Raw genomic sequence first — 25,445 nt, forward strand, 5'->3', positions numbered from 1 at the left:
TACTGCCGTCCCACCTGTATTTTTATCTGGGCGGCTCTTTCTTTTTGTGTCGGCGCAAACTTATATCACGCTGACAAACTTGGCGATACTTGCTCACCTATCCTTGCGGCTTCTTTACGAGCGTGTCGCAAAAAGCTCGCTCCATGTCGCAAATACACAGCCTTTTATTGGCTGTGCAACTTCAGCGCAGTTTTCGAACCCATAAGCATAGATAAGAAACACATATGTTCAAGCTCCGAACTGTCCCTGGTTGCACTGTACTGCTTTGTTACCGTGTCGCGGAGCTTCAGCGTCCGATCAGGCCCTCTGTGGCGACTGTGTCGTAACTCAATGCAACAAGCATGCACAAAGTCGAAAAATCGCCAGAAAATATTTACCTGACTGCCTGGTCACGCTGAAACCCTTATGAAACCTGGGGGCAGCCCCGTGGCTTGTGGTGCTTGACGTATTACTTTCCCTTGTGCTGCTAATCCATTGATTACCTGTAAAAAGCCAAAAACGTTACCGGTTCACACCGTCTGCGGGGTAACCGGTGGGCAAAAGGTGCACCAAGAATAGTCGCTCTGTGTGCTTTTGGTGCAGAGCTGCCTGTAGGCTGTTGCCGATCGTACAGTCACCGTTTTCCTGTGAAAGGCTGTGCCAAGGATGGCATGGCGGATCAGGAAAGGTTTTCAGGAAAAGATGACGCTTTGATTATGCCGCAGCATTTTTTTGCTGCCGGCCGAGAACGGTGCAGACCGGTTCCGTAATGGTGCGTGATGGTCGGGGCCCGTTCGTGGGCCGGATCATTCGCCGCTATCGGCAGCCGTACGGTGAACTGGCGGGCGAACGCGGGTATCCTGAGCGTCTTGCCTGCGGGGCGGTCGTCGTCGGATGGCCGGCCCGGGCAGGCCAATCAGTCAAGCAGGAGTGTTTACGGTGTTCGTTCTCGATTCGCGTCTTCAACAAGACACCTTGCCGATGGGCGACTTTCCGTTGTGTCGCCTGCTGTTATCCAACGATTCGAACTACCCCTGGTTCATTCTGGTGCCGCGGCGTGCGGACATCAGCGAGGTGTTCGAGCTGGACGCAGCGGACCAGGCGCAGTTGTGGCATGAAACCGCCGCGCTGGCCCAGGCTCTCAAGCAGGCCTTCAAGGCGGACAAGATGAATGTCGCGGCCCTGGGCAACGTGGTCAGCCAGTTGCACATGCATGTCATCGTTCGTCATCGGGGCGATGCGGCCTGGCCTGCGCCAGTCTGGGGCAAGCACCCGGCCAGGCCTTATGCCGAAGCGGAGGTTGCCGCAATCCGCGAGCGGCTGGGTTCGGTACTGGCCGACGGCTTTTCCTCTGTGCAGGCGCAGTCATGAACTTGGAAGAGCGTGTTACCGAGTTGGAAACCCGTCTGGCGTTCCAGGATGACACCATCCAGGCGCTCAACGATGTGCTGGTGGGGCAGCAGCGGGAAGTGGAGCGTCTGCAATTGCAGATGGCCGCCCTGATCAAGCGTCATGAGGAAATGCTGGGGCAATTCGGCATTGCCGAGGATGAGGCGCCACCGCCCCATTACTGAAGCTGGCCAGACCGGGTTGGCAGGCATGAAAAAACCGCGAGCCGTCTGACGGCATCGCGGTTTTTTTTCGAGCGGGAAAAGACTCAGCGACGCGGCGATGCCGCCACCACGTCTTCGGCCTGCAGGCCCTTGTCCCGGTTCATCACCGAGAACTCCACGCGCTGGCCTTCGACCAGGACGCGGTGGCCTTCGCCCCGAATGGCGCGAAAGTGCACGAAAATATCATCGCCGGAGTCCCGCGAGATAAAGCCGAAGCCCTTGGAGGTGTTGAACCACTTCACAGTGCCGGTATCGCGGTTGCTCATGTCGTAGTTGTGCGAAGCGGTCGATGGCGAGGACTTCTTGTAGAAACTGACCGCCAGATGCAGCAGTACGGCAATCACCGCGGCTGCCAGGCTCAGCAGTACGGCAGGCTGGCCGGCGATCATCGGCAGGGGGGCGAGCAGTACCAGGATCTGCAGCACGACCGCGAGGATCAGCAGGGCGCTGACCAGGTTTTGCAGTTGATGACGAGGACCCTTGTTCCAGTAGGGAATCACTGGTGCGAGGATCAGGTTGAGCAAGCCGAAGAATGCCAGGTACAGCGCATCGGGTTGTTGCAGGTAGGGCAGGGCTTCGGATCGCAGGCTGGGTATAAAGGAAAGCAGCAGGGCGACGGCGCCCGTTAGCAGGTGGACGATTTTCAACATTTGATTGACTCACTCAAGATTGATAACACGGAAGAGCTGGCAGCCCACGGTTCGCTTCTGACAAAAAAAGGTGAGGCGTTGGGCACGTGTTCTACCAGCCTATGCGTCGTGCCAAGGTGCGGCATGACGACACGCTATCTATTTAACAGCAAAGCCCGGGCCTTCTCAAATCAACGGCTTGAGCGGTCCTGAAGGGCTCTGGGGCGCAGTTCCCCGGTGCTGCACGGGCCGGCGAGTCTTGCTAGAGTGGTCCTACACCTTCAAGGTGTGACTTCAATCACGTCAAGGGGATGCATATGGCTATTGATATCGGTATCAGCGAAGCAGACCGCAAGTCCATCGTCGAAGGGCTCTCCCGTCTGCTGTCGGATACCTATGTGCTCTATCTGAAGACCCACAACTTCCACTGGAACGTCAGCGGCCCGATGTTTCGGACCCTGCACTTGATGTTTGAAGAGCAATACAACGAGCTGGCGCTGGCCGTGGACCTGATTGCCGAGCGGATCCGGGCGCTCGGCTTCCCGGCTCCGGGTACCTATTCGACCTATGCCCGCCTGTCTTCGATCAAGGAGGAGGAAGGGGTGCCGAGCGCCGAGGAGATGATCCGGCAGCTGGTGCAGGGGCAGGAGGCGGTGACTCGTACCGCGCGTGGCATTTTCCCGTTGCTGGACAAGGTCAGCGATGAGCCGACCGCCGACCTGCTGACCCAGCGCATGCAGGTGCATGAGAAGACCGCCTGGATGCTGCGGGCCCTGCTGGAAGACTGATACGTGGCGCACGGGTGAGCCGCCGGCTCATTCGTGCGGGCCCCGCGAAACATGCCCATGGATCAGGGCGGCAGCCATTCTTGCGGTACGGCGCCGACGTTCCTCGTTTTCTGGTCGCTTCATCCTACGCAGGCCATGGTTCGGTCTGCTGGATAAGGAATTTTGCCTAATGTTTCATGTAGGTGAGATTTTCCAAGAGCGCCCTTATTCAAGGGCGTGCAGCGACGGAGTGCGAGGAAGATGGTGCAGTTGAATCAGTGTTTGGGGGACTCCGGTCTGTTTCGCAAGGCCAGGCCCGATCCCATGTTGCTGGAGTTTGATATCGGCTTGGCCAAGCCGGTTTCGCGGTCCGTTCGCCTGAACGGCTTTGCGACCTGCCTGCGCCTTGAAGAGGTGTACTGGAAAGTGCTGGCCGACATGGCCGGCATCAACAAGTGCACGGTCAATGCATTGCTATCCAATGTCGATATGGAAGTGCATCTGCGTTATGGGGGGTAAAGAATTTCAGTGGCCTGATACGCGTCGTCTGCATGGTGCACCTGCTGACGCTGGGCCGCTTGCAGCATTCGACCTGAAGGTGTCTCTCCCGTGCCGCCAGCCACCGGTCGTGATGGGGTAGGCGACTGGAGGGAGTGGGATGGCCGGTCATACGGCTGCAAAGCCTCGATTTAACAGATATAATCCCGCTCTTTGCTGCATGGCCCGACTCTGGGCTCGGGCAGCAGTGATGTCGTTATCTGATTGTCGAGACGCCCCATGCCCATGTACGACTACCAATGCGCTTCCTGCGGTCATCAGCTGGAAGCCATTCAGAAAATCAGCGCCCCTCCTCTGGTCGATTGCCCTGCCTGCCAGGCGCCAGAGCTGAAGAAGATGCTTTCTATGCCGGGCTTCCGCCTCAGCGGTACCGGTTGGTACGAGACCGATTTCAAGACCGGTGCCAAGAAAAACCTGGCCGGTGGCGACAAAGCCGACTGAAAATGAGCGACACGAGCGGGCTCTGACACGCCAGGGACACCGGGGTGTGCCAGACCTCCACCGAATTCGAATTACGAGAAGTGAAACCACGACCATGATGCGCAGCCATTATTGCGGCCAACTGAACGAGAGCCTGGAAGGCCAGGAAGTCACCCTTTGCGGATGGGTCCACCGTCGTCGCGACCATGGCGGGGTGATTTTCCTCGATATCCGTGACCGCGAGGGCCTGGCCCAGGTGGTCTTCGACCCGGATCGCGCCCAGACCTTTGCCACCGCTGACCGTGTGCGCAGCGAGTACGTGGTGAAGATCACCGGCAAGGTGCGCCTGCGTCCGGCCGGTGCCGGCAACGCCAACATGGCGTCGGGCATGATCGAAGTGCTGGGCTACGAGCTGGAAGTGCTGAACGAAGCGGAAACCCCGCCGTTCCCGCTCAACGAATACTCCGACGTCGGCGAGGAAACCCGCCTGCGCTATCGCTTCATCGACCTGCGTCGTCCGGAAATGGCCGAGAAGCTGCGCCTGCGTTCGCGCATGACCACCAGCATCCGTCGCTACCTGGACGAGAACGGCTTCCTCGACGTCGAGACGCCGATCCTGACCCGTGCGACCCCGGAAGGCGCCCGCGACTACCTGGTACCGAGCCGTACCCACGCCGGCAGCTTCTTCGCCCTGCCGCAATCGCCACAGCTGTTCAAGCAACTGCTGATGGTGGCCGGCTTCGACCGCTACTACCAGATCGCCAAGTGCTTCCGCGACGAAGACCTGCGCGCCGACCGCCAGCCGGAATTCACCCAGATCGACATCGAGACCAGCTTCCTCGATGAAAAGGACATCATGGGCCTGACCGAAGGCATGATCCGCAACCTGTTCAAGGAAGTGCTGGGTCTGGAATTCGGCGAATTCCCGCACATGACCTGGGACGAGGCCATGCGCCGCTACGGTTCCGACAAGCCGGACCTGCGTATCCCGCTGGAGCTGGTGGACGTTGCCGACCAGCTCAAGGACGTCGAATTCAAGGTCTTCAGCGGCCCGGCCAACGATCCGAAGTGCCGTATCGCCGCACTGCGCGTGCCTGGCGGCGCGAGCATGCCGCGCAGCAAGATCGACGACTACACCAAGTTCGTCGGCATCTACGGTGCCAAGGGCCTGGCGTACATCAAGATCAACGAGCGCGCCAAGGGTGTGGAAGGCCTGCAGTCGCCGATCGTCAAGAACATCCCCGAGGCCAACCTCAACGTCATCCTCGATCGCGTGGGTGCGGTCGATGGCGACATCGTGTTCTTCGGCGCCGACAAGACCAAGATCGTCTGCGAGGCCCTGGGCGCGCTGCGGATCAAGGTCGGTCACGACCTGGAGCTGCTCACCAGCGAGTGGGCACCGATGTGGGTCGTCGACTTCCCGATGTTCGAAGAGAACGACGACGGCAGCTTCACCGCACTGCACCACCCGTTCACCGCGCCGAAGTGCACCCCTGAAGAGCTGGAGGCCAACCCGGCCGGCGCCCTGTCGCGTGCCTACGACATGGTCCTGAACGGTACCGAGCTGGGTGGCGGTTCGATCCGTATCCACCGCAAGGAAATGCAACAGGCGGTGTTCCGTCTGCTGGGCATCAACGAAGCGGAACAGGAAGAGAAGTTCGGCTTCCTGCTCGACGCCCTGAAGTACGGTGCTCCACCCCATGGTGGCCTGGCCTTCGGTCTGGATCGCCTGGTGATGCTGATGACCGGCGCCCAGTCGATCCGTGAAGTGATCGCTTTCCCGAAAACCCAGAGCGCGGCCTGTGTCATGACCCAGGCTCCAGGTCTGGTGGACGCCAAGGCCCTGCGCGAATTGCACATTCGCCTGCGCGAAACACCCAAGGCCGAGTAATCCGGCTCTTGCGGGCGCATCCTAGGATGCGCCCTTTCTTTTATACGGTTCGAAATTTCTGTTTGCCGGTCGGCGCCCATGGCGCGACGGGCAATGTTTCACGGCAATATTTCAAAGAGCATCGGAGCGAGTTATGGCGGGTCATTCCAAGTGGGCGAACATCAAGCACCGCAAAGAACGTCAGGATGCCAAGAAGGGCAAGATCTTCACCAAGTGGATTCGTGAGCTGACGGTCGCTGCCCGCCAGGGCGGCGCTGATCCGGGTTCCAACCCGCGTCTGCGCCTGGCGCTGGACAAGGCCCTGGGCGCCAACATGAGCCGCGACATCATCGATCGCGCGGTCGCCCGGGTGCCGGCAACGCCGACACCGACGACATGGTCGAGCTGAGCTACGAAGGCTACGGCCCGGGCGGGGTGGCGGTGATGGTCGAATGCATGACCGACAACCGCAACCGTACCGCTGCCGCCGTGCGTCATGCGTTCAGCAAGTGTGGCGGCAACCTCGGCACCGACGGTTCGGTGGCCTACCTGTTCGAACGCAAGGGGCAGATCTCCTTTGCGCCGGGTATCGATGAGGACTCGCTCATGGAAGCCGCCATGGAGGCCGATGCCGACGACGTGGTGACCAACGAGGACGGCTCCATCGACGTGTTCACCTCGTTCTCCGGTTTCTATGCCGTGCGCAACGCCCTGGAAGCGGCCGGCTTCAAGGCGGGCGACGCGGAAATCGTCATGCTGCCGACCACCAGCGCCGAACTCGATCTCGAAGGGGCGGAAAAGGTCCTGAAGCTGATCGACATGCTCGAAGATCTGGACGATGTGCAAAACGTCTATTCCAACGCCGACATTCCCCAGGCGGTGCTGGAACAGCTCGGCTGACCGCTGCATGCCCCTGTTCCCCAGGGGCCTGATCCGCTTCCGGGAGGAGCGGGGCGCTATCCTCCCGGCAGTCCTCTATCGACCTGCATGCATATACAGTAGATACTGCGCGTCATTGGCAGGCTTTCTCGATCGAACCGCAGGCGTTATGACTCTTATTCTTGGTATCGACCCAGGTTCGCGGATCACCGGTTACGGTGTGGTGCGCGATACCGGGCGTGGTTGTGTCTATGTGGCGTCGGGCTGCATCCGTACCGGCAGCGGTGAGCTGCATGAGCGCTTGCAGGTGGTCTACCGCAGCGTGCGCGAGGTGATCCAGACCTACGGCCCGGTGACCATGGGCATCGAAAAGGTGTTCATGGCGAAAAACGCCGACTCGGCACTCAAGCTCGGCCAGGCCCGTGGCGCGGCGATCGTTGCCGGTGCCGAGGAAAACCTGGAAATCGCCGAATACACCGCGACCCAGGTCAAGCAGGCGGTTGCCGGGACGGGTGGGGCCAACAAGGAGCAGGTGATGCTGATGGTGATGCATCTGCTCAAGCTGACCAGCAAGCCGCAGGTCGACGCCTCCGACGCCCTGGCGATCGCCCTGTGTCATGCCCACACCCGTTCGAGCCTGTTGCCCCACGGATTGGGGGCGGCAAGGACCCGTGGCGGTCGCCTGCGTCTCTGATAGCATCATCAGCTTAAACAATTTTGCTTGTCGATAGAGCTTCCTGCCGGATGATGGCGAATCTATCGTTCTGTTCATCAGTCACCGGCCCGGCCGGCAATAAGGACCTGATACGTGATTGGACGTTTGCGCGGCACCCTGGCTGAAAAACAGCCGCCGCACCTTATCCTCGATGTGAATGGCCTGGGCTATGAAGTGGAAGTCCCGATGACCACGCTCTACCGCCTGCCGTCGGTCGGCGAAACGCTGACGCTGCACACGCATTTGGTCGTGCGCGAGGATGCCCAGTTACTCTATGGTTTCGTCGGCAAGCGCGAGCGCGACTTCTTTCGCGAGCTGATCCGCCTCAATGGGGTTGGGCCCAAGCTCGCGCTGGCGCTGATGTCCAGCCTGGAGGTCGATGAGCTGGTGCGTTGCGTATCGGCCCAGGATGCCTCGGCGCTGGTCAAGGTGCCGGGTGTCGGCAAGAAGACCGCCGAGCGTCTGCTGGTCGAACTCAAGGACCGGTTCAAGGCCTGGGAAACCGTGCCGAGCATCTTCGCCCTGGTACCGAACCAGCCGGACGGGGCGCCAGCGGCGCCGGTCGCCAGCGCCGAGACCGATGCGGTCAGTGCGCTGATCTCCCTGGGCTACAAGCCACAGGAAGCGAGCAAGGCGGTTTCCGCCATCAAGGAAAAAGGCTTGAGCAGCGAAGAGATGATTCGTCGCGCCCTGAGGGGAATGATTTAAGTGATTGAAGCCGATCGTTTGATAACCGCTTCCGGCGGCCGTGACCGCGAGGAGGTCCAGGACCGGGCGATTCGCCCGCTGAGCCTGGCCGAGTACATCGGCCAGCCCACGGTCAGGGAGCAGATGGAGCTGTTCATCCAGGCCGCCCGGGCGCGTGGCGAGTCCCTGGACCATACGCTGATCTTCGGCCCGCCAGGGTTGGGCAAGACCACCCTGGCCAACATCATCGCCCAGGAAATGGGCGTGTCGATCAAGAGCACTTCCGGCCCGGTGCTGGAGCGGGCAGGCGACCTGGCGGCGCTGCTGACCAATCTCGAGCCCCATGATGTGCTGTTCATCGACGAAATCCACCGGCTTTCACCGGTCGTCGAAGAGGTGCTGTACCCGGCGATGGAGGACTTCCAGCTCGACATCATGATCGGCGAAGGCCCGGCGGCGCGCTCGATCAAGCTGGACCTGCCGCCGTTCACCCTGGTCGGGGCGACCACCCGTGCGGGCATGCTGACCAACCCGTTGCGTGACCGCTTCGGTATCGTCCAGCGTCTTGAGTTCTATAACACGGCGGACCTGGCGACGATCGTCAGTCGTTCGGCGGGCATTCTCGGCCTGCCGCTGGATGCCGAAGGCGCCTTCGAGGTCGCCCGGCGGGCGCGCGGCACGCCGCGGATCGCCAACCGCCTGTTGCGGCGTGTTCGCGATTTCGCCGAGGTGCGGGCCAAGGGGCATATCACCAAGGGCGTGGCGGACCTGGCACTGAACCTGCTGGATGTCGACGAACACGGTTTCGACCATCAGGACCGGCGCCTGCTGCTGACCATGATCGAGAAGTTCGACGGCGGCCCGGTAGGGGTCGACAGCCTGGCGGCGGCGATTGGTGAAGAGCGTCATACCATCGAGGACGTGCTGGAACCGTACCTGATCCAGCAGGGCTACATCATGCGCACGCCACGCGGGCGGGTGGTGACCCGTCACGCGTATCTGCACTTCGGTTTGAACGTGCCGTCGCGGCTGGGCGAAACGCCTGTTGCAGACGAGTTTCTCGATGCGTTGGATGGCTGAGCGGGCGGCCGGAACTGATTTATTCGTGGTTCGTGCTGTCCTACGGGCTGGCATCACGATTCTTCATGTAAAAAGTCGTATAAGTATGAAAAACAGTTGCCTGGCCGGATTGGCAACCTGAGGAGTAAGCACTAGAGTATGCGCGCGCAAAACGGGCTTCAGTCGTTCGCACATCGCTGTCGCGTTTATTACGAGGACACCGATGCCGGCGGCATCGTCTATTACGTCAATTACCTAAAGTTCATGGAGCGGGCTCGAACCGAGCGGCTGCGGGAGCTGGGCTTCGCCCAGTCCGAGCTGGTGGGGGAGAACCTGTTGTTCGTCGTGCATTCCAGCGAAGCACGCTACCACGTGCCGGCGCGACTGGACGACGAGCTGTTGGTCAGTGCGGATGTCATTGAACTGAACCGTGCGAGCCTGCGTTTCAAGCAGCAGGTTCGTCGTGCAACGGATTTAACGCTGCTCTGCGAAGGGCAGTTCCTGGTGGCCTGTGTGCGCGCCGACAGTTTGAAACCCCGGGCCATTCCAGAAGCCTTGCGGTCGGCCTTTGCCGACACAAGCGGCGCGGGTACTCACTTAGAGCAGGAGATAAAGCGTGGAAGCTAACGTCGTCGACCATTCCTCCATGTGGAGTTTGGTCAGCAATGCCAGCATCGTGGTGCAATTGGTCATGCTGATCCTGGTGGCTGCCTCAGTCACCTCGTGGATCATGATTTTCCAGCGCAGCAATCTGCTGCGCGCCGGTCGTCGTGCCCTGGAGAGCTTCGAAGAGCGCTTCTGGTCGGGGATCGACCTGTCCAAGCTGTACCGTCAGGCTGGCAGCAACCCGGATCCGGATTCGGGCGTCGAGCAGATCTTCCGTGCCGGTTTCAAGGAATTCTCCCGTCTGCGCCAGCAGCCTGGCGTCGAGCCGGAAGCGGTGATGGAAGGCGTGGCCCGTGCCATGCGCGTGGCCATCTCCCGCGAAGAGGAAAAGCTCGAGCAGAGCCTGCCCTTCCTCGCCACCGTCGGTTCCGTCAGCCCGTATGTCGGTCTGTTCGGTACCGTGTGGGGGATCATGAACTCCTTCCGTGGCCTGGCCACTGTCCAGCAGGCGACCCTCGCCACCGTGGCTCCCGGTATTGCCGAAGCCCTGGTGGCCACCGCGATCGGCCTGTTCGCCGCGATTCCGGCTGTCGTGGCCTACAACCGTTTCGCGGCCCGGGGTGAAACCCTGATCGGTCGCTACTACACCTTCGCCGACGAGTTCCAGGCGATCCTGCACCGTAAAGTGCACACCAGCGAAGAGTAGGCAGGTAGATCCCCATGGCCCGAGTTCGCCACAAACGCAAGCCGGTCGCCGAGATGAACGTGGTGCCATACATCGACGTGATGTTGGTATTGCTGGTTATCTTCATGGTGACCGCACCCATGCTCAACCAGGGTGTGAAGGTCGATCTGCCCAAGGTTTCCAGCGAAGCCTTGCCGCAGGACAACAACACCCAGGTCCTGACCATTTCGATCAAGGCTGACAAGACCTACTACTGGAACCTTGGCAGCGAAGTCGACACCGACAAGCAGCAGGACAAGGCGATGACCTTGCCGCAGATGACCGATGCGGTCACCAAGATCATTCGTGCCGGCAACGAAGCCGGCAAGCACACCCAGGTCTTCATTCGTGGCGACAAGAGTGTCGACTATGGCGCCGTGATGGGTGCGATGGGGGGTCTGCAGAAAGCGGGTGTCGGTAACGTCGGTCTGATTACCGAGGCGCCCTGATGCACCAACAGAGAGAGCCGTCCGCCTCGGAAAGCTACTTCTGGCCCAGCGTCTGGGCGATTGGCCTGCACGTCCTGATCTTTGGCCTGCTGTTCGTCAGCTTCGCCATGACTCCGGAACTGCCCCCGGCCAAACCGCTCGTCCAGGCGACCCTGTACCAACTGAAGTCGAAAAGCCAGGCAACCACCCAGACCAATCAGAAGATTGCGGGTGAGGCGAAGAAATCTGCCGCGCGCCAGACCGAAGTCGAGCAGTTGGAGCAGAAGAAGGTCGAGCAGGAAGAGATAAAGGCGGCGGAACAAAAGAAAGAAGAGGCGGCTCAAAAGGCCGAAGAAGCCAGGAAAGCGGCGGAGGCTCAAAAGACGGATGAAGCCAAGAAAGCCGATGACGCGAAGAAGGCTGCCGAAGCCAAGAAGGCCGAAGAGAAAAAACAGGCTGACATAGCCAAGAAAAAGGCCGAGGAAGAGGCCAAGCAAGCCGCTGAAGAAGAGGCCAAGAAAAAGGCCGCTGAAGAAGCGAAGAAAAAGATAGTCGAGGACGCGAAGAAGAAAGCCGCGGAAGACGCCAAGAAGAAAGCTGAAGCTGAAGAGGCGAAGAAGAAGATCGCCGAAGACGCGAAGAAGAAAGCAGCAGCCGATGCGGCCAAGAAGAAGCAGGACGCCGCACGCAAGGCCGCCGAAGAGAAGAAGGCGCAGGCACTGGCCGACTTGCTTTCCGACACGCCGCAGCGTCAGCAGGCCCTGGCGGATGAGCAGGGTGATGAGACCGCGGGCAGTTTCGACGATCTGATTCGTATCCGGGCGGCGGAAGGCTGGACGCGTCCACCTTCGGCACGCAAGGGCATGGCGGTGACGCTGCAGATCGGCATGTTGCCTGACGGCACCGTGACGACGGTTTCGGTGGTCAAGGGCAGCGGTGATGGTCCGTTCGACGCCTCTGCGGTGGCAGCGGTCAAGAACATTGGTCGTCTGACGGAGATGCAGGGATTGAAACCGGCCGACTTTGCTCCTTATCGTTCGTTCAAGATGACCTTCACGCCTGACGATCTGGCACCGTAAGGCGTCTCTTTCGAATGCTATCGCCCCTGGGTTGTCTCAAGGCCGCAGGGGCGATGGTCGGTTCGACGTATCGGCGGCAGCGGTGGTCAAGAGTATTGGTTGCCTGATGGAAATGCAGGGAATGAAATCGAGCGATCCGGTTCCTTTTCGTTCCTTCAAGATGACATTTACACCTGAGGATCTAGCCTTGTGAGAAACCTTCTTCGAGGAATGCTTGTCCTGATCTGCTGTCTGGCAGGGATGGCAGTGGCAGATGAAAAGAACATTCTGGTCACCAGCGGCACCGATCGGGCGACCCCGATCGCCGTCGTACCGTTCGGCTTCCAGGGCGGCAGCGTGCTGCCCGACGACATGGCCCAGATCATTGGCGACGACCTGCGTAACTCCGGTTACTACTCGCCGATCCCGCGGCAGAACATGATCAGCCTGCCGACCCAGGCCGGCGAAATCATCTACCGTGACTGGAAGGCCCTGGGCGCCCAGTACATCATGGTCGGCAGCATTGTGCCGGCCGGTGGTCGCCTGCAGGTGCAGTACGCCCTGTTCAACGTCGCCACCGAGCAGCAAGTGCTGACCGGCAGCGTCTCGGGTAGCGTCGACCAGTTGCGCGACATGGCGCACTACATCTCCGACCAGTCGTTCGAAAAGCTCACCGGCATCAAGGGGGCGTTCTCCACCCGCATGCTGTACGTGACGGCCGAACGCTTCTCGGTGAACAACACGCGCTACACCCTGCAGCGTTCCGACTATGACGGTGCCCGTGCAGTGACCCTGCTGCAGTCGCGCGAGCCGATCCTGTCGCCGCGTTTCGCACCGGATGGCAAGCGCATCGCCTATGTCTCGTTCGAGCAGAAGCGTCCGCGCATCTTCATCCAGCACATCGATACCGGTCGCCGTGAGCAGCTGACCAACTTCGAAGGCCTGAACGGTGCGCCAGCCTGGTCGCCGGACGGTACCCGCCTGGCGTTCGTGCTGTCCAAGGACGGCAACCCGGACATCTACGTGATGAACCTGGCTTCGCGCCAGATCAGTCGCGTGACCAGCGGCCAGGGCATCAACACCGAACCGTTCTGGGGTAAGGATGGCTCGACCATCTACTTCACCTCCGACCGTGGCGGCAAGCCGCAGATCTACAAGACCAACATCAATGGTGGTGGTGCCGAGCGGGTAACTTTCATCGGCAACTACAACGCCAACCCGAAACTTTCGGCTGACGAAAAAACGCTGGTGATGATTCATCGCCAGGATGGTTTCACCAACTTCCGGGTGGCGGCTCAGGATTTGCAGCGCGGTAGCGTAAAAATCCTTACAGACACCAACCTTGATGAGTCAGCTACTGTTGCGCCAAACGGCACCATGGTAATCTACGCCACCGCCCAGCAGGGCCGGGGAGTCTTGATGCTCGTGTCCATCAACGGACGCGTAAGGCTCCCGCTTCCTACCGCTCAAGGCGAAGTCAGAGAACCTTCCTGGTCCCCTTACCTGAACTGACGCGGCGCTATACGTTTTACTTAACACACTGGGGTTCATTAGGAGTTTCACGATGGAAATGCTGAAGTTTGGTAAATTTGCTGCGCTGGCCCTGGCCATGGCTGTAGCTGTAGGTTGCTCGTCCAAAGGCGGCGACAACGCTGGTCAAGGCGCTGTTGATCCTAACGCTGGCTACGGTGCAAACACCGGTGCCGTTGACGGCTCCCTGAGCGAAGAAGCCGCTCTGCGCGCAATCACCACCTTCTACTTCGAATACGACAGCTCGGACCTGAAGCCAGAAGCCATGCGCGCTCTGGACGTTCACGCCAAGGACCTGAAAGCCAACGGCAACCGCGTTACCCTGGAAGGCAACACCGACGAACGTGGTACTCGTGAGTACAACATGGCACTGGGCGAGCGTCGTGCGAAAGCCGTTCAGCGCTACCTGGTTCTGCAAGGTGTTTCCCCAGCTCAACTGGAGCTGGTTTCCTACGGTAAAGAGCGTCCAGTCGCTACCGGCCACGACGAGCAGTCCTGGGCTCAAAACCGTCGCGTCGAACTGCGTAAGTAATTCGTCATGCGAACGTGCCGTCGTGCTGTAACTGTATTGGCTCTCAGCCTCCTGCCGCTTGCGGCATGGGCTGCGGTTCCTGTGGTCGATGACAACTCCGGCTATAACAATAGCGGTGGAAGTTATCCGCCAGCGGGTTACGGTACGAACGGCGCCTATGCCGGGTCAGGGGCTGCGGCTCCTGTCTCGGCACAGGGCGAACTGTTCAACCAGTTGCAACGCATGCAGGACCAGATTGCGCAACAACAGGGCGTGATCGAGGTTTTGCAAAATGATATCGCGCGCATGAAGCAGGAAAACCTGGAGCGATACCAGGATCTTGATCGTCGCATAGGCAGTGGCGTCGCTCCGGCGGCTGCAACGCCTGACAATTCTTCCAGCGGTGGCAACACGAATGCCGCCGCCGGTGCTGCACCTGCTGCCCAGGCCCCAGCGGCCAGCAGCGAACCTGGTGATCCGGCGAAGGAAAAGCTCTACTACGATGCGGCCTTCGACCTGATCAAGGCCAAGGACTTCGACAAGGCCAGCCAGGCGTTCGGCGCGTTCCTGCGCAAATACCCGAACAGCCAGTACGCCGGCAATGCCCAGTACTGGTTGGGTGAAGTGAACCTGGCCAAGGGTGACCTGCAAGGTGCCGGCCAGGCCTTTGCCAAGGTCAGCCAGTTGTATCCCAAGCATGCCAAGGTGCCTGACTCGCTGTACAAGCTGGCTGACGTAGAGCGTCGCCTGGGTCACACCGACAAGGTCAAGGGCATTCTGCAGCAGGTCGTTTCCCAGTATCCGGGGACCTCGGCAGCCCAATTGGCCCAGCGGGACCTGCAGCGCATGTAAGGCGTTGTCGACCCGAATCAAGAAACCCGCGCCTGCCGCGGGTTTTTTCGTTAGAATTGTTGCCCTTTTTATGAAACACGCCGTTCTGGATTATGCGATTGCAGGTTCATTGCGGTGCCTGACGGAGGCGGACAGCCTGTTTAGCTGTTACGCCCGTGGCGGATATGCAAGACACATTGAGAATCACCGAAGTTTTTTACTCGTTACAGGGTGAAACGCGGACTGCTGGGCTGCCCACGGTATTCGTGCGCCTGACGGGTTGCCCCCTGCGCTGCCAGTATTGCGACAGTGCCTACGCCTTCAGTGGCGGCAGTATCCTGTCGCTCGACAGCATCCTCGACCAGGTCGCCAGCTACCGGCCGCGCTACGTCTGCGTGACGGGCGGCGAGCCACTGGCCCAGCCCAACGCCATTCCCCTGCTCAAGCGGCTTTGCGATGCCGGCTACGAGGTATCCCTGGAAACCAGCGGTTCGATGGACATTTCGCCGGTGGATACCCGTGTCAGCCGGGTGGTCGACCTGAAGACCCCGGGCTCGAAGGAAGTCCATCGCAATCGTTATGAGAACATCGAGCTGCTGACCCGCAACGACCAGGTCAAGTTCGTGATCTGTTCCCGTGAGGACTACGACTGGTCGGTGTCCAAGCTGATCCAGTACGGTCTGGAGAAGCGGGCGGGGGAGGTGCTGTTCTCGCCGAGCTATCAGCAACTGCCGGCCCGCGAGCTGGCGGACTGGATCGTTGCGGACAACCTGCCGGTGCGCTTGCAGATGCAGTTGCACAAATATCTTTGGAACGACGAGCCGGGGCGCTGACATGACCACTCAAGCAAGCACTGAAAAGAAAGCGGTAATCCTGCTGTCCGGCGGCCTCGACTCGGCGACCGTGGTGGCCATGGCGCGTGCCCAGGGCTACAGCTGCTACACCATGAGCTTCGACTACGGCCAGCGTCACCGTGCCGAACTGCAGGCCGCCGAGCGGGTGGCCCGCGACCTGGGTGCAGTGGAGCACAAGGTCATCGGTCTGAACCTCAACGGCATTGGCGGCTCGGCGCTGACCGACAGTTCCATCGACGTGCCCGAGACACCGGGCGAGGGCATTCCGGTGACCTACGTGCCGGCACGCAACACGGTGTTCCTGTCCCTGGCGCTGGGCTGGGCCGAGGTGCTGGGTGCGCGGGACATCTTCATCGGGGTGAACGCGGTGGACTACTCCGGCTACCCGGATTGCCGTCCCGAGTTCGTCGAGGCCTTCGAAACCCTGGCCAACCTGGCGACCAAGGCCGGCGTCGAGGGCGACGGCTTCCGGATCCAGGCACCGCTGCAGAACCTCAGCAAGGCCGATATCGTGCGTGAAGGTGTGCGCCTTGGGGTCGACTATTCGCTGACCGTGTCCTGCTATCAAGCGGATGCCAACGGCTTTGCCTGTGGGAAATGTGACAGCTGCCGTCTGCGCGCGGAAGGCTTCGCCGCGGCCGGAATCGACGACCCCACGAAATATTTTTAATTTTTTTCGCGTAGGGTGTTGAATTCCCGTTATAAATCAGTATTATACGCGCCACCACACAGCGGGTCGTTAGCTCAGTTGGTAGAGCAGTTGGCTTTTAACCAATTGGTCGTAGGTTCGAATCCTACACGACCCACCATATTCAGCAGTACTCGAAGAATCCGGAAGGCCCACGACAGTGAGGATTTCCGGATTTTTTTTCGTCTGCAAGGCGCGCGCGCACCATGGTGGCGGCGCTTCTGCGCACGACTTTCGCCCGGGGCAGCGGCACCGAATGCCACCAGCAGTGGCGCCTGGTCGCCGATCAGTTGCGCGAAAAATACCCCAAGATCGCAACGTTGATGAACGGCTGCGAGAGTGAAGGGCTGGCGCACATGGCCTTCAAGGCCCACTGGCAGCAGCTTCACAGCACCAACCCCGATGGGGCGGTTGAACGCCGAGATCAAACGTCGCCCTGAGGTGGTGGGCATCCTTGTCGTCAGAATGCTTTAAACCCTCGTAGCGTTTCATTGCAACCGGATTGGCCAGTCGGACGTCGTAGCCAGCGGCCATGAGGCCATCCACCCGCCAATACCAGTTGTAGGTTGACGCGTATACTGCACGACCAGCTCGGTGCGATGGGGCTCAAGCAGATCGAGGATATTCGTTAACTCGTTGGGACAGAGTCGACTGACCTGGGTTCGATCCATTTCGTGGGTAACCCCCACAACGCTATTGTTCGAATGCAGGTCTATGCCACAGAATTTCATCATGGCCTCCTCGTAGCAAAAAGTAATATTCGCACCTTGAATCTTGTGCTACCTCTGTGAGGTGGGGAGTCCGGCTAGATGATTCTCAGATTTATTTTCTACTCGACATCACGCACTTTACACGAGCTTATTCACGCTGGTGATTTGCTTGTTCCAAATCATTTCGTAATGGCTCGATTGGATGATCGAGGCAACGTGTCGAGGGGTGGTCAGCGCCCAGCAGGTATTGCCCGGCGAACGAACGGAGCGATAGCGCAGGCCTGGGGCCTTGGCCTTCTTCACATCACGGCCGAGCGCTCTGGAAGCGCTGTAATCGTCTGGTGCGTAAATCGGGTGCGTCATGGGTAGCACAGTAGCGTCCAGTACACCCACCTCATCGAATTGGCAAGTCAGACCACGAAAGACGAAGCGCTCGTAGTTCAGTCCTTGCACTTTACTCCAGTACGCCTCTTGGTGATGGCGAACCTCGGCGATGGCAGTATCCATGGTGTCAGCCAGGTACAGCATGCCGAACGATCCATCGCCGAAGCGGGATCCATCAGGGTTCACGTGGGTAAATGGCGCGGTGGCGTAGGAGCAGCCGGTGATGCCAAAAGGGATTTCGCTGAGCGGAATCAGGTTGATGGTGCCCACTTCGTTCTGCAGGCGGGGATTGGTCAAGGCCTGAACTTGGTAAAGAATATCGAACTCGTCAGCGTTGGCCACGTCATCGAACAGAGCGATAGGAGGAAACTTGGAGTTCACCAGCCGATACGACTTGATGGCGCCCTCACTGCGCAGCACGTTCAGATCAGCGGCGTTTACCATTGGGCGCCTCGCAAGGCGTCAATTCGACGGAAAGTTTCGTACAGGTTGATGAACGAGCCGGTGGCCATGATTTCCAGCGGGGTTCTGCCTTCGAAAAAATCGTTGTCGTTGGCCATCCGTGGAAAGCCATACACGTTTTCCGGGTTGTCGAAGACCGTTCTAAGCGCACCATGAACGTTCAGGATGAGGCTGATACGGGCGAGCTGGTCATCATCCAGGCTCACGGTGCGACCTTGTTCCTTGACGCGCGAGTAGGTGCTGCGCGATATGCGAAGGGTGTTCTCGATCTCCTTGGGGGTTGCTTTCCAGCGTTCCATGATGGTGACTGCGGTGCGCAGCGCAACTGCGCCGGCATCCTTTGTGGACGGTGTCCGTGCAGGGGGGGCTTGGCTCATGTCTGGCACTCCGATTGCTTGGTCTTTAGATTGAAATATACGAATATTTAGTCTTCAGATCAATTTTGCGCTTGTCCGGCCACAGGGATATTTCAGGTTTCCAGACCTGGATCGCAGGCCTTGCAGCGACAGGCGAAAGACTATTGAGCGGACCAGGCACAAGGCGAGAGGGCTTTCCAGGAGTGTTCAGGCGAGGAAAAGGGAATTGTCCGGTGCTTGGGTTTGGCGCCTCGCAAACAGACACTCGATTTTGGCTCTAAAAATCTCATCCGCTCGCGTTCACGCTGGTGGAGGTTTGGGATTCGCGTGAAATGCATGGCATCCACGTCGACCAGTTGGTCTCGAGCGGTCAATGGAACGTTATGCCGCGCTACGCGATGCTGTCCCTGGTGAGTAGCCATGGCAATGACACTCGAAGTCGTACCGGCAGCGCTTTACTCGATGCGCAACGTAAAGCCTGTTCTTGCTGACGGTGGCTCTTCCATCCTCCATAAAACACTTGAAACGAATCTGGAAAACAAGGCGATCTATATCGCCACGCCGTTGATCGTCTACATCAAGCAGGGCAAGCAGATTATTCGCGACTATGACAGAGTGGCCAATGTCGTCGACGAGAATCATCTGATCTTCCTCTCCAAAGGCGTTTATACGGTGTCGGACTACGTGACTGGCAGCGATATCTTCGAGGCGGTGCTGCTGTTTTTCGACGACAAGCTGATCGCAAAGTAGGGATATGAAAATACCTCCCACTTCATCAAGCTCTACAAGCAACGGTACGGTGTCACGCCGAAGAAAGCCAAGACCGTCGCCACAGAACTGTAGCGCGGCAAGTCCGGCCCTCCATTCCCAGCCCGCGTGTCGAGCCGTCCCAACTGATCCGACCATTCATGGGCGCTGGCGAACCTACCTGACCTTGGCCTGAATGGGCTTCATCAACTGCATCTGCTGGCGATACTCGTCGGTGATCTGCCTGGCCTCGCTGTTGCTGGTGATCACCCGGGGCGTGATCAGCACGATCAGTTCCGAGCGACCACGCTGGCGACGGGTATTGCCGAACAACCAGCGCAGGCCGGGAACCCGACCCAGGTACGGCACGCTGTTGTCGCTGCCATTTTCGTTCTGCTTGATCAGGCCGCCGAGCAGGATGGTCTGCCCGCTTTGTACCGCCACCTGGGTCGACACCGCCCGGGTGGAGATGGTCGGGTTGCCGTTGGCATCGACGGTGCTGCTGGCGTTGCTGACCTGTTGCTGGATATCCAGGTACACCAGGCCGCCGGGGTTGATCCGGGGCACCACGTCGAGGATCACGCCGGTCTGGATGTATTGCACCGAGCTGGTGCTGATGGTGGTGGTATTGGTATTGATGGTGGTCTGGTTGATCGGGATGTTGTCGCCAACCTGAATCTGCGCCTGCTGGTTGTTCATCACCACCAGCGACGGGGCCGACAGCACGCGGGTGTTGCCCTCGGTCTCCAGGGCGTGCAGGGCCACTTGCAGGTTGTTGCTGACGAACGAGTAGAACAGCGCGTCGGTGCTGCCCAGGGCCGCGCCGCCCTGGCCCAGCGCCCCTTGGCTGCCGGAGGCGTTTTCGATGCCCTTGGTGGTGGCGTTGCCGGCCAGGCGCCCCAGGTACCATTGCACCCCGAGGTTCAGCGAGCCGGTCAGGCTGACTTCCAGAATCCGCGTTTCGATCTGTACCTGCAGCGGTGTGTTGTCGAGCCGTTGAATGGCCGACTGGATCTCGGCCCATTGGCTCGGCCGGCTGCGCACCAGCAGTTGGTTGCTGCTTTTTTGCGCGGAAATGCGTACCGAGTTCGTCGGGTTGCTGGCATCGGGCCTCGCCCTTGAGGTATTCGCGGCAGTGGGTGGCCCCAGTTGCAAGTCGTCCGCTGCCCGGTCCGGCGAGACAGGGGTGTCGGCGTCGTTTCTCACCGGCGGCGGCAGGCTCTGGCTGCCACCGGTGTTGCCGGGCAACCCGAGGCCGTTGCCGGCCGCTGCGCCCGGCCCGTTGCCGAAACCGTTACTGGTCAGCGTCACGGTGCGCAATCCCGGCGCGACCTGCGCCGCGGCATCCTCGGTGACCGGCTCGTCGCTATAGATCTGGCGCAGGTAACGGGCCAGGTCGGTCGCCTTCATGTTGCGCACGTCGTAGACATACATCTGCGGCTCATCGCCGCCGCCCTGGTCGATGGTGTCGATCCAGCGGCGCACATCGTTGAGGTATTCCGGTTGTGACGAGATGGCGACAATCGCATTGGTGCGTTCGATAGGCAGCAGGCGCAGCATGCCCGCCAGCGGTGTACCGCTCTGGGCGCCGAACAGGCGATCGAGTTCAGGCATCAGTTGCGTGACATTGGCCCGCTTGAGATTGAAGACGCCGATGGACATGCCCTTGAGCCAGTTGACGTCGAAGGTGTCGATGGTCTGCTGGTAGTTGTTCAGCTCCTCCGGGGTGCCGGCCATCACCAGCGCATTGCGCGAGGTATCGACGACCAAAAAGGCACTCTCGCGGGCAAACGGCTTGAGCAGCTTCTGCATATCGAGCGCTGCGATGTAGTTCAGCACGAAAAAACGCGCGCTCAGGCCATTGCCTGGGGGGGCAATGGATTGGCTGGGCGTGAGCTGGCCCGCGACCGCCTGGTTGGCCGGCAGAACCAGATAACGCTCGCCCTGGCGGACGATCGCGTTGTTGGTCCAGGACAGCAGCGTTTCGAGAATGGAAAAGGCCTGGGCCTTGTCCACCGGTTTCGAGGTCGAGAAGGTCACGTCCCCCGTCACCCCCTGGCCGATACCATAGTTCTGCTTGAGCACATCACCGAGGATGACGTTGACCACCGCCTGGATCGGTACGTTGGCGAAGTTGAGCATCGTTCCGGCATCGTCTGCCGGGGACGGGCGCGGCCTTGCGGTCGCGCGCTCATGGCTGGCCACACCCGGGCTGCTGCGGATGATCGACGGGCCTGAAACCGGCGGTGCCGGGTAGGGCGCCAGGGGGACCGCGGCAGGTACCGTCGCGGGTTCCTGGTGCGGTCGATCCGTGCCCGTGCCCGCGAGTCCCTGGCGCAGCAACAGGTCATCTTGAACTTCATCGGTCACGGGCGAGGTGCAGCCCGCGAGCAGGATGACGCCGATCAGGCAGGGCCGGGCGATTCGTTCGATCACATCGATTCATCCTTGTAGAGCGTCTAATGCGCGGCGGTGGCCGGCAATTTCAAAACGGGGATGCTCAGTTCCTGCTCGCTGGACCTGAAGCTCAGCGAGACTTTTTCAGCGGTTATCCGTTCGACCCGCCAGCCGTTGGGCAGGACATCCCCCTGCGCGGCGCTCAGGCTCTTGCCGTCGGAGGTCTTGAACAGCGCCTTGCGCAGGCTCGTGGAAACGGCGATGCCGTTCAGCGACAGGCCGGCGAGCGCTTGCGTATCGTGGTCGCCAGTGGCTGCCGGGTCCGACGGATCGGCCTGGCGGTCGCGATTGAACAGCGGTCGCTGCCATATCCCGGCATAGGACGACAGTGCAGGTGCCGCTTCGGGCTTCACGGTGGCCGCAGGTGCCACCGGCGGCGGGGCCTCCGGCTCTGGGCCCCACTCGATACCCGTGCCAAGCCCCTCGAACAAGGCCAGGCACAGGGTCGCCATCGACACCACGAAAGCGCCCAGGCAGAGCGTGAGTCGGTCGGGGATTTTCATGTGGACGGCGCCCCTTTCCGGGTGGGGAGGGTTTTATCCGGCGGGTTGCCCAGGTAGGCGCTGATTTGCAGTTGTACCGCCAGGCGCTGGGCGGTCCCGGTCGCCGCAAGCGGGTTCCTGCGTATGTCGAGGGTTTCGACGAACAGCGCCACCTGCTGGTTCTCCAGGCCGTGGAGCAGCGTCACCAGCGGGGCAATGGCACAGTCCAGGCTGACGCTGACCTTGACCTGGCGATAGGGCGCGTTGTCTGCGACGGCCATCGGGATACGGTTGTTCATCGTGCAACCACCGTTGTCCGGCGGCAGCGCCTGGACCTTGGCCACCACCCACTGCATGAGCTGCGCGGTGGCGGTACCGGCGTCGGCATCCGGCAGCAGGCTGTCGTTGCCCGCCGGCGTGCTCCGGGCCTGGGCCAGTTGCGCCTGCAGCCGTGGGCGATGGGCTTCAAGCGCCTGGTAGCGCTGGTGCTGGATGCGCAATGCCGCCATGTTCGCCTCGATCGATTGCAGGGGGGCGGTGAACCACCAGTGGATACCGATGAAATAGACGGCGCTCAGGCACAGTACGGCCAGTATCAGGGCCGCCGCCCGCTGGTCACGGTGTGTCAGGCGTAGCGGCATGTCGTGCCTCCCGGGAACGCAGTCGGGCGGTGAGATTGAGGCGGTCCTGGCCGGTGTTCGCATCGGCCTGGATCACGCCCTGGAATTGCAGGTCCTGCAGGTGCGCGCAGTGCTTCATCCTGCCGATCAGCTCGCTGGCCCGGCTGCTTTGCGCGCTGAGGGTCAGGCGATCCTGGGCATCGATGGTCAACTGTTCCAGCCAGGTGTCGGCGGGTATGCAGTCGGTCAGTTCCTGCAGCAGGGCCGTCCTGGGCAGCGACTGGGCTTTTTGGGTCTGCACGTAGCGCCCGGTGTCGAGCAGTTCATCGAGCTGTTGGCGCAATACTTCAAGCTGTCGGGTATCGTTGCGCAGCGCGTCGACCTCGGCGCCCATGGTATCCAGTGCCGATTGGCGGCCATGCACCCACAGCAACATGGCGAGCAGCACCAGCCCGGCGCCGAGCAGGGCGAGCCCCAATTGCAGCCGGCGGACCGGGTGGCGCGCCTGCGGACGGCGGTGCAGTGCCAGCAGGTTGACGTTCAGGCGCGAACCGTCGCGATCCAGAGCGTCGATGGCATCGATGCGCCAGCCGTGTCGTGCGGCTTCATCGAGGATCGTGTCGATCCGCTCGCGCAGGGCGGCCACCAGGGGCAGGTCGAACACCGCTCGAGTCCGCTCCGGCGGGCTATCGCAGACGGCATCGAAATAGACCTGGGCAGCCTTGAACGGCGTGTACTTGTCCATTTCGAAGGCCAGGGCCGCATGCACCTGCAGGGCGGCGGCATGGGGCAGTTGCACGTGGGCGAGCAGGACCTGCGTGTTGGGCATCAGCAGGACCTGGCGCTGGCCCGCCAGCGACTCACCGGCCGTGCGGGGGGCAGGCAAACCCTGTTCGGGCCAATACAGCAACTGTTCCCGGTTCGCCGCGGCCAGGCGCTCGCGCCAGCGCCGGGGCAGGCACCCCAGCAGTTCCCGTCGCCACCAGCGCAGGAACCGTGGCAGAGGCGAAGCGTGCCAGCGCTGCGAGAACTGACGTGTGGCCTGCCGCAGTGGGCCGAGCCAGCGGTTTTCGGGTGTCTTCATTCCTGCCACCGCAACACGCGATAGAGCTGCAGGCCGCCTGCCTGGGGATTGAGCAGGAAGGTCACGCTCAGGGTTGCCGAAACCGCTGGGGGCAACGTGGCCTTTATCCGGGCGCTGTAGAGGGGGCCGGCAGAGCTTTCGAGTACGGGGGGCGGTAGCTTGAGCGCGGCTCGCAGCGGCGCGGTGGCAAGGTCCGGATCGGGTCGCGCCTGGCCGGTCCAGAGCGTCAGGTTCGGGGCCAGGCGGGCGTAGAGCGGACGATCCATCGCCGCGAACAACTGAAGCGCCTCGACGCTCCTTGGCGGGTTGCTGGCGCTGCGCCGTTCCGCCAGCTCCCGACTCAACCGGCGAGCCTGCCCGGGGCTGGCCCCCAGGTACCGCACGACTTGCTCGAAGTCTTCGGCGCTGACCTGGTTCAGATCGATCTTGCCGCGTTCGCTGTGCAGTTCGAGGCTCAGTTGGGCATCTTCGATCGTCAGGTGATAGCGGCGGCCATCGGCGATCATGGTGGGCGTTTTGCCTGAGAGATCCTGCACCACCCGGGCCAGCCCCGACTCGGCCGCGAGCAGGGCACGGGTGCGCTGCAGGGCATAGGCGCTCTGGCGGTTTTCCAGGCGCACCGAACCCACCACCACGGCCATCATCAGGCTCAGCAGCGCCAGGGCCCAGAGCGCCAGGACCAGTGCAGCCCCGCGGGTGTCGTGCAGGCTCGGGGTCTTCATGGCGAGGCCTGGGCATCGCTGAGGCGCAGGGCGATCTCCAATGGCGGCCAACTGATCGGGCCATCGGGTTGCAGTTCGATACGCAGCGCCAGCGGCAGGCGCTCCGGCCACGGCCAGCGCGGCAGCCAGTCGGTGGGGTGCAAGGCATTGTCCAGGCCGCGGTAGTTCAACTGCCAGTGCTCCAGATCGTGCAGCAGGACCTGCGGTTCTGCCCAGGGATGCAGGCCACGGTCGTCGAACTGGAAGAAGGCCACTTGCAGGTTCTTCGATCCGTTACGGTCTTGGATCAGCGAGAACACCTGCAGGGGCAGGCCACCTGCCAGCCGTGTCGGCAGTGGGGCGACCAGGCTCAACTGTTCGTGCTCACCCTCGAACACTGTGCCGTTGTTCGTGTCATCCCGGCGAAACGCGGTGGGGTAGGCCTGTTGCGCTGAGCTTCTGAGAAAGTCCTGGGCCGAGCGGATCTCGTCCAGGCGGCTGGAATAACGTTCGCCCAGCTCCTGGGTACGGCTGCTGGCGGTCAGCGTCGAGGCGATCAGCAGTATCAGCAGCCCGAGCAGGCCGAGGGCGATCAGCACTTCCAGCAAGGTGAAGCCGTGCTGGCGTGCTGTCATGGTCGGGCTCCTGCGACCTGGCCCTGGGCACGCAACGTGACGAAGCGCTCCTGGCGGCCATCCTGTTCCAGCACCAGTTCCAGCCGATAGAGGTCGACCGGCGCAGCGCCGGGTTGGGCAGTGGCAGTGAGTTGCCATTGCACCTGCGCCAGGCTGCCGTGCCAATGCCCCGGCTTGAGCGGGTCGCGACGCTGCTCGTCGAACAGACTCCTGGCCAGCAGGGCCATGCGGGTGCTCTGCTCGTCGTGCAGCAAGGCCTGGCTCGTCGTGCCCATGGCGTTGAGGTAAACGGCAAAACCGATGCTCAGCAGGAGCACGGCGGCGAGCATCTCCAGCAGGGTGAAACCGTTCTGGGCCGCGCCGTTCATGGCCGCACCCCGTCCTGCCAACTGACCTTGCCG

Annotated in this window: 28 protein-coding genes, 1 tRNA gene and 3 pseudogenes; 22 read left to right on the plus strand and 10 right to left on the minus strand. The window is 61.2% G+C overall.

Annotated features, from left to right (window positions below; all coding sequences use genetic code 11):
- Positions 1–918 precede the first annotated feature (918 nt).
- Together ACZ5KU_RS07520 and ACZ5KU_RS07525 are read left to right on the plus strand one after the other, a co-directional pair.
- On the plus strand, positions 919–1,350 hold the full coding sequence (locus tag ACZ5KU_RS07520) for an HIT domain-containing protein (protein WP_054056508.1): 432 nt from the start codon (positions 919–921) through the stop codon (positions 1,348–1,350).
- On the plus strand, positions 1,347–1,553 hold the full coding sequence (locus tag ACZ5KU_RS07525; RefSeq protein WP_054056507.1) for a SlyX family protein: 207 nt from the start codon (positions 1,347–1,349) through the stop codon (positions 1,551–1,553). The genes ACZ5KU_RS07520 and ACZ5KU_RS07525 overlap by 4 nt, the downstream gene beginning before the upstream one ends.
- Positions 1,554–1,636: 83 nt before the next feature.
- On the opposite strand, the gene ACZ5KU_RS07530 is transcribed toward ACZ5KU_RS07525, so the two are convergent.
- On the minus strand, positions 1,637–2,242 hold the full coding sequence (locus ACZ5KU_RS07530; protein ID WP_054056506.1) for a cold-shock protein: 606 nt from the start codon (positions 2,240–2,242) through the stop codon (positions 1,637–1,639).
- A 296-nt stretch (positions 2,243–2,538) separates the two neighbouring features.
- Here ACZ5KU_RS07530 and ACZ5KU_RS07535 point away from each other — a divergent pair, with 296 nt between their 5' ends.
- The 19 genes and pseudogenes from ACZ5KU_RS07535 to ACZ5KU_RS07625 all read left to right on the plus strand — a co-directional run.
- Positions 2,539–3,009 carry a Dps family protein gene (locus tag ACZ5KU_RS07535; protein ID WP_054056505.1) on the plus strand — a complete coding sequence of 157 codons (471 nt, stop codon included), beginning with the start codon at positions 2,539–2,541 and terminating at the stop codon, positions 3,007–3,009.
- A 303-nt stretch (positions 3,010–3,312) separates the two neighbouring features.
- A pseudogene (locus ACZ5KU_RS07540) lies at positions 3,313–3,584 on the plus strand (ribbon-helix-helix domain-containing protein).
- A gap of 181 nt (positions 3,585–3,765) precedes the next feature.
- Complete coding sequence (locus tag ACZ5KU_RS07545) at positions 3,766–3,987, plus strand: FmdB family zinc ribbon protein (protein ID WP_026145498.1); 222 nt, start codon at positions 3,766–3,768, stop codon at positions 3,985–3,987.
- A 94-nt stretch (positions 3,988–4,081) separates the two neighbouring features.
- Entirely contained in the window at positions 4,082–5,857 is a 1,776-nt protein-coding gene (gene aspS, locus ACZ5KU_RS07550) for an aspartate--tRNA ligase (protein WP_464736983.1), read from the plus strand.
- 133 nt (positions 5,858–5,990) lie between these two features.
- Positions 5,991–6,736 (plus strand): annotated as a pseudogene (locus ACZ5KU_RS07555) (YebC/PmpR family DNA-binding transcriptional regulator).
- A gap of 148 nt (positions 6,737–6,884) precedes the next feature.
- The gene (ruvC, locus tag ACZ5KU_RS07560; protein ID WP_054056501.1) at positions 6,885–7,409 is read left to right on the plus strand and encodes a crossover junction endodeoxyribonuclease RuvC; all 525 of its coding nucleotides are present in this window, start codon (positions 6,885–6,887) and stop codon (positions 7,407–7,409) included.
- A gap of 114 nt (positions 7,410–7,523) precedes the next feature.
- Positions 7,524–8,138 (plus strand): Holliday junction branch migration protein RuvA, encoded by a 615-nt coding sequence (ruvA, locus tag ACZ5KU_RS07565; RefSeq protein WP_054056500.1) that lies wholly within the window; start codon positions 7,524–7,526, stop codon positions 8,136–8,138.
- Positions 8,139–9,197, plus strand: a complete 1,059-nt coding sequence (gene ruvB, locus ACZ5KU_RS07570) for a Holliday junction branch migration DNA helicase RuvB (RefSeq protein ID WP_054056499.1) — start codon at positions 8,139–8,141, stop codon at positions 9,195–9,197. It begins immediately after the preceding gene.
- Positions 9,198–9,335: 138 nt separating this feature from the next.
- Positions 9,336–9,803: a tol-pal system-associated acyl-CoA thioesterase gene (ybgC, locus tag ACZ5KU_RS07575; protein WP_054056498.1), complete on the plus strand. Its 468-nt coding sequence runs from the start codon at positions 9,336–9,338 to the stop codon at positions 9,801–9,803.
- Positions 9,793–10,488 (plus strand): protein TolQ, encoded by a 696-nt coding sequence (gene tolQ, locus ACZ5KU_RS07580; protein WP_054056497.1) that lies wholly within the window; start codon positions 9,793–9,795, stop codon positions 10,486–10,488. Before ybgC ends, tolQ begins: the two co-directional genes overlap by 11 nt.
- A gap of 14 nt (positions 10,489–10,502) precedes the next feature.
- The gene (tolR, locus tag ACZ5KU_RS07585) at positions 10,503–10,955 is read left to right on the plus strand and encodes a protein TolR (RefSeq protein WP_010444249.1); all 453 of its coding nucleotides are present in this window, start codon (positions 10,503–10,505) and stop codon (positions 10,953–10,955) included.
- Positions 10,955–12,013: a cell envelope integrity protein TolA gene (gene tolA, locus ACZ5KU_RS07590; RefSeq protein ID WP_464736984.1), complete on the plus strand. Its 1,059-nt coding sequence runs from the start codon at positions 10,955–10,957 to the stop codon at positions 12,011–12,013. Before tolR ends, tolA begins: the two co-directional genes overlap by 1 nt.
- A 240-nt stretch (positions 12,014–12,253) precedes the next feature.
- Positions 12,254–13,504 (plus strand): Tol-Pal system beta propeller repeat protein TolB, encoded by a 1,251-nt coding sequence (gene tolB, locus ACZ5KU_RS07595; protein ID WP_054056495.1) that lies wholly within the window; start codon positions 12,254–12,256, stop codon positions 13,502–13,504.
- A gap of 52 nt (positions 13,505–13,556) precedes the next feature.
- Positions 13,557–14,054, plus strand: coding sequence for a peptidoglycan-associated lipoprotein Pal (gene pal, locus ACZ5KU_RS07600; RefSeq protein ID WP_054056494.1), 498 nt, complete (start codon positions 13,557–13,559; stop codon positions 14,052–14,054).
- A gap of 6 nt (positions 14,055–14,060) precedes the next feature.
- Positions 14,061–14,885: a tol-pal system protein YbgF gene (gene ybgF, locus ACZ5KU_RS07605; RefSeq protein ID WP_054064003.1), complete on the plus strand. Its 825-nt coding sequence runs from the start codon at positions 14,061–14,063 to the stop codon at positions 14,883–14,885.
- A 164-nt stretch (positions 14,886–15,049) separates the two neighbouring features.
- Complete coding sequence (queE, locus tag ACZ5KU_RS07610; protein ID WP_054056513.1) at positions 15,050–15,697, plus strand: 7-carboxy-7-deazaguanine synthase QueE; 648 nt, start codon at positions 15,050–15,052, stop codon at positions 15,695–15,697.
- 1 nt (position 15,698) lies between these two features.
- The gene (queC, locus tag ACZ5KU_RS07615) at positions 15,699–16,388 is read left to right on the plus strand and encodes a 7-cyano-7-deazaguanine synthase QueC (RefSeq protein WP_464736985.1); all 690 of its coding nucleotides are present in this window, start codon (positions 15,699–15,701) and stop codon (positions 16,386–16,388) included.
- A 63-nt stretch (positions 16,389–16,451) separates the two neighbouring features.
- Positions 16,452–16,527, plus strand: a tRNA-Lys gene (locus ACZ5KU_RS07620).
- A gap of 79 nt (positions 16,528–16,606) precedes the next feature.
- Positions 16,607–16,859: pseudogene (locus ACZ5KU_RS07625) on the plus strand (transposase); the annotation flags it as partial.
- 395 nt (positions 16,860–17,254) lie between these two features.
- Here the strand turns inward: ACZ5KU_RS07625 and ACZ5KU_RS07630 are convergent.
- Together ACZ5KU_RS07630 and ACZ5KU_RS07635 are read right to left on the minus strand one after the other, a co-directional pair.
- Positions 17,255–17,944: an RES family NAD+ phosphorylase gene (locus tag ACZ5KU_RS07630; RefSeq protein ID WP_464736986.1), complete on the minus strand. Its 690-nt coding sequence runs from the start codon at positions 17,942–17,944 to the stop codon at positions 17,255–17,257.
- Positions 17,938–18,339: an antitoxin Xre-like helix-turn-helix domain-containing protein gene (locus ACZ5KU_RS07635; RefSeq protein WP_054064007.1), complete on the minus strand. Its 402-nt coding sequence runs from the start codon at positions 18,337–18,339 to the stop codon at positions 17,938–17,940. The genes ACZ5KU_RS07630 and ACZ5KU_RS07635 overlap by 7 nt, the downstream gene beginning before the upstream one ends.
- A 399-nt stretch (positions 18,340–18,738) precedes the next feature.
- Between ACZ5KU_RS07635 and ACZ5KU_RS07640 the strand changes: the two genes are divergently transcribed.
- Positions 18,739–19,068, plus strand: coding sequence for a hypothetical protein (locus ACZ5KU_RS07640; protein WP_464736987.1), 330 nt, complete (start codon positions 18,739–18,741; stop codon positions 19,066–19,068).
- 174 nt (positions 19,069–19,242) lie between these two features.
- On the opposite strand, the gene gspD is transcribed toward ACZ5KU_RS07640, so the two are convergent.
- Genes gspD through ACZ5KU_RS07675 form a run of 7 tightly spaced genes read right to left on the minus strand, consistent with a single transcriptional unit; the run spans position 19,243 to position 25,412 of the window.
- Positions 19,243–21,501 carry a type II secretion system secretin GspD gene (gene gspD, locus ACZ5KU_RS07645; protein WP_464736988.1) on the minus strand — a complete coding sequence of 753 codons (2,259 nt, stop codon included), beginning with the start codon at positions 21,499–21,501 and terminating at the stop codon, positions 19,243–19,245.
- Positions 21,502–21,524: 23 nt separating this feature from the next.
- A complete protein-coding gene (locus ACZ5KU_RS07650) occupies positions 21,525–22,025 on the minus strand; it encodes a general secretion pathway protein GspN (RefSeq protein ID WP_054064010.1) in 501 nt (166 codons plus the stop codon).
- Complete coding sequence (gspM, locus tag ACZ5KU_RS07655) at positions 22,022–22,645, minus strand: type II secretion system protein GspM (RefSeq protein WP_054056486.1); 624 nt, start codon at positions 22,643–22,645, stop codon at positions 22,022–22,024. The genes ACZ5KU_RS07650 and gspM overlap by 4 nt, the downstream gene beginning before the upstream one ends.
- On the minus strand, positions 22,620–23,708 hold the full coding sequence (locus tag ACZ5KU_RS07660) for a PilN domain-containing protein (protein WP_464736989.1): 1,089 nt from the start codon (positions 23,706–23,708) through the stop codon (positions 22,620–22,622). The genes gspM and ACZ5KU_RS07660 overlap by 26 nt, the downstream gene beginning before the upstream one ends.
- The gene (locus ACZ5KU_RS07665; protein WP_464736990.1) at positions 23,705–24,430 is read right to left on the minus strand and encodes a hypothetical protein; all 726 of its coding nucleotides are present in this window, start codon (positions 24,428–24,430) and stop codon (positions 23,705–23,707) included. Before ACZ5KU_RS07665 ends, ACZ5KU_RS07660 begins: the two co-directional genes overlap by 4 nt.
- Entirely contained in the window at positions 24,427–25,044 is a 618-nt protein-coding gene (locus tag ACZ5KU_RS07670; RefSeq protein WP_464736991.1) for a prepilin-type N-terminal cleavage/methylation domain-containing protein, read from the minus strand. Before ACZ5KU_RS07670 ends, ACZ5KU_RS07665 begins: the two co-directional genes overlap by 4 nt.
- A complete protein-coding gene (locus tag ACZ5KU_RS07675) occupies positions 25,041–25,412 on the minus strand; it encodes a type IV pilus modification PilV family protein (RefSeq protein ID WP_464736992.1) in 372 nt (123 codons plus the stop codon). Before ACZ5KU_RS07675 ends, ACZ5KU_RS07670 begins: the two co-directional genes overlap by 4 nt.
- Positions 25,413–25,445: the final 33 nt, after the last annotated feature.

The organism is Pseudomonas sp. Tof1 (genome assembly GCF_055390395.1).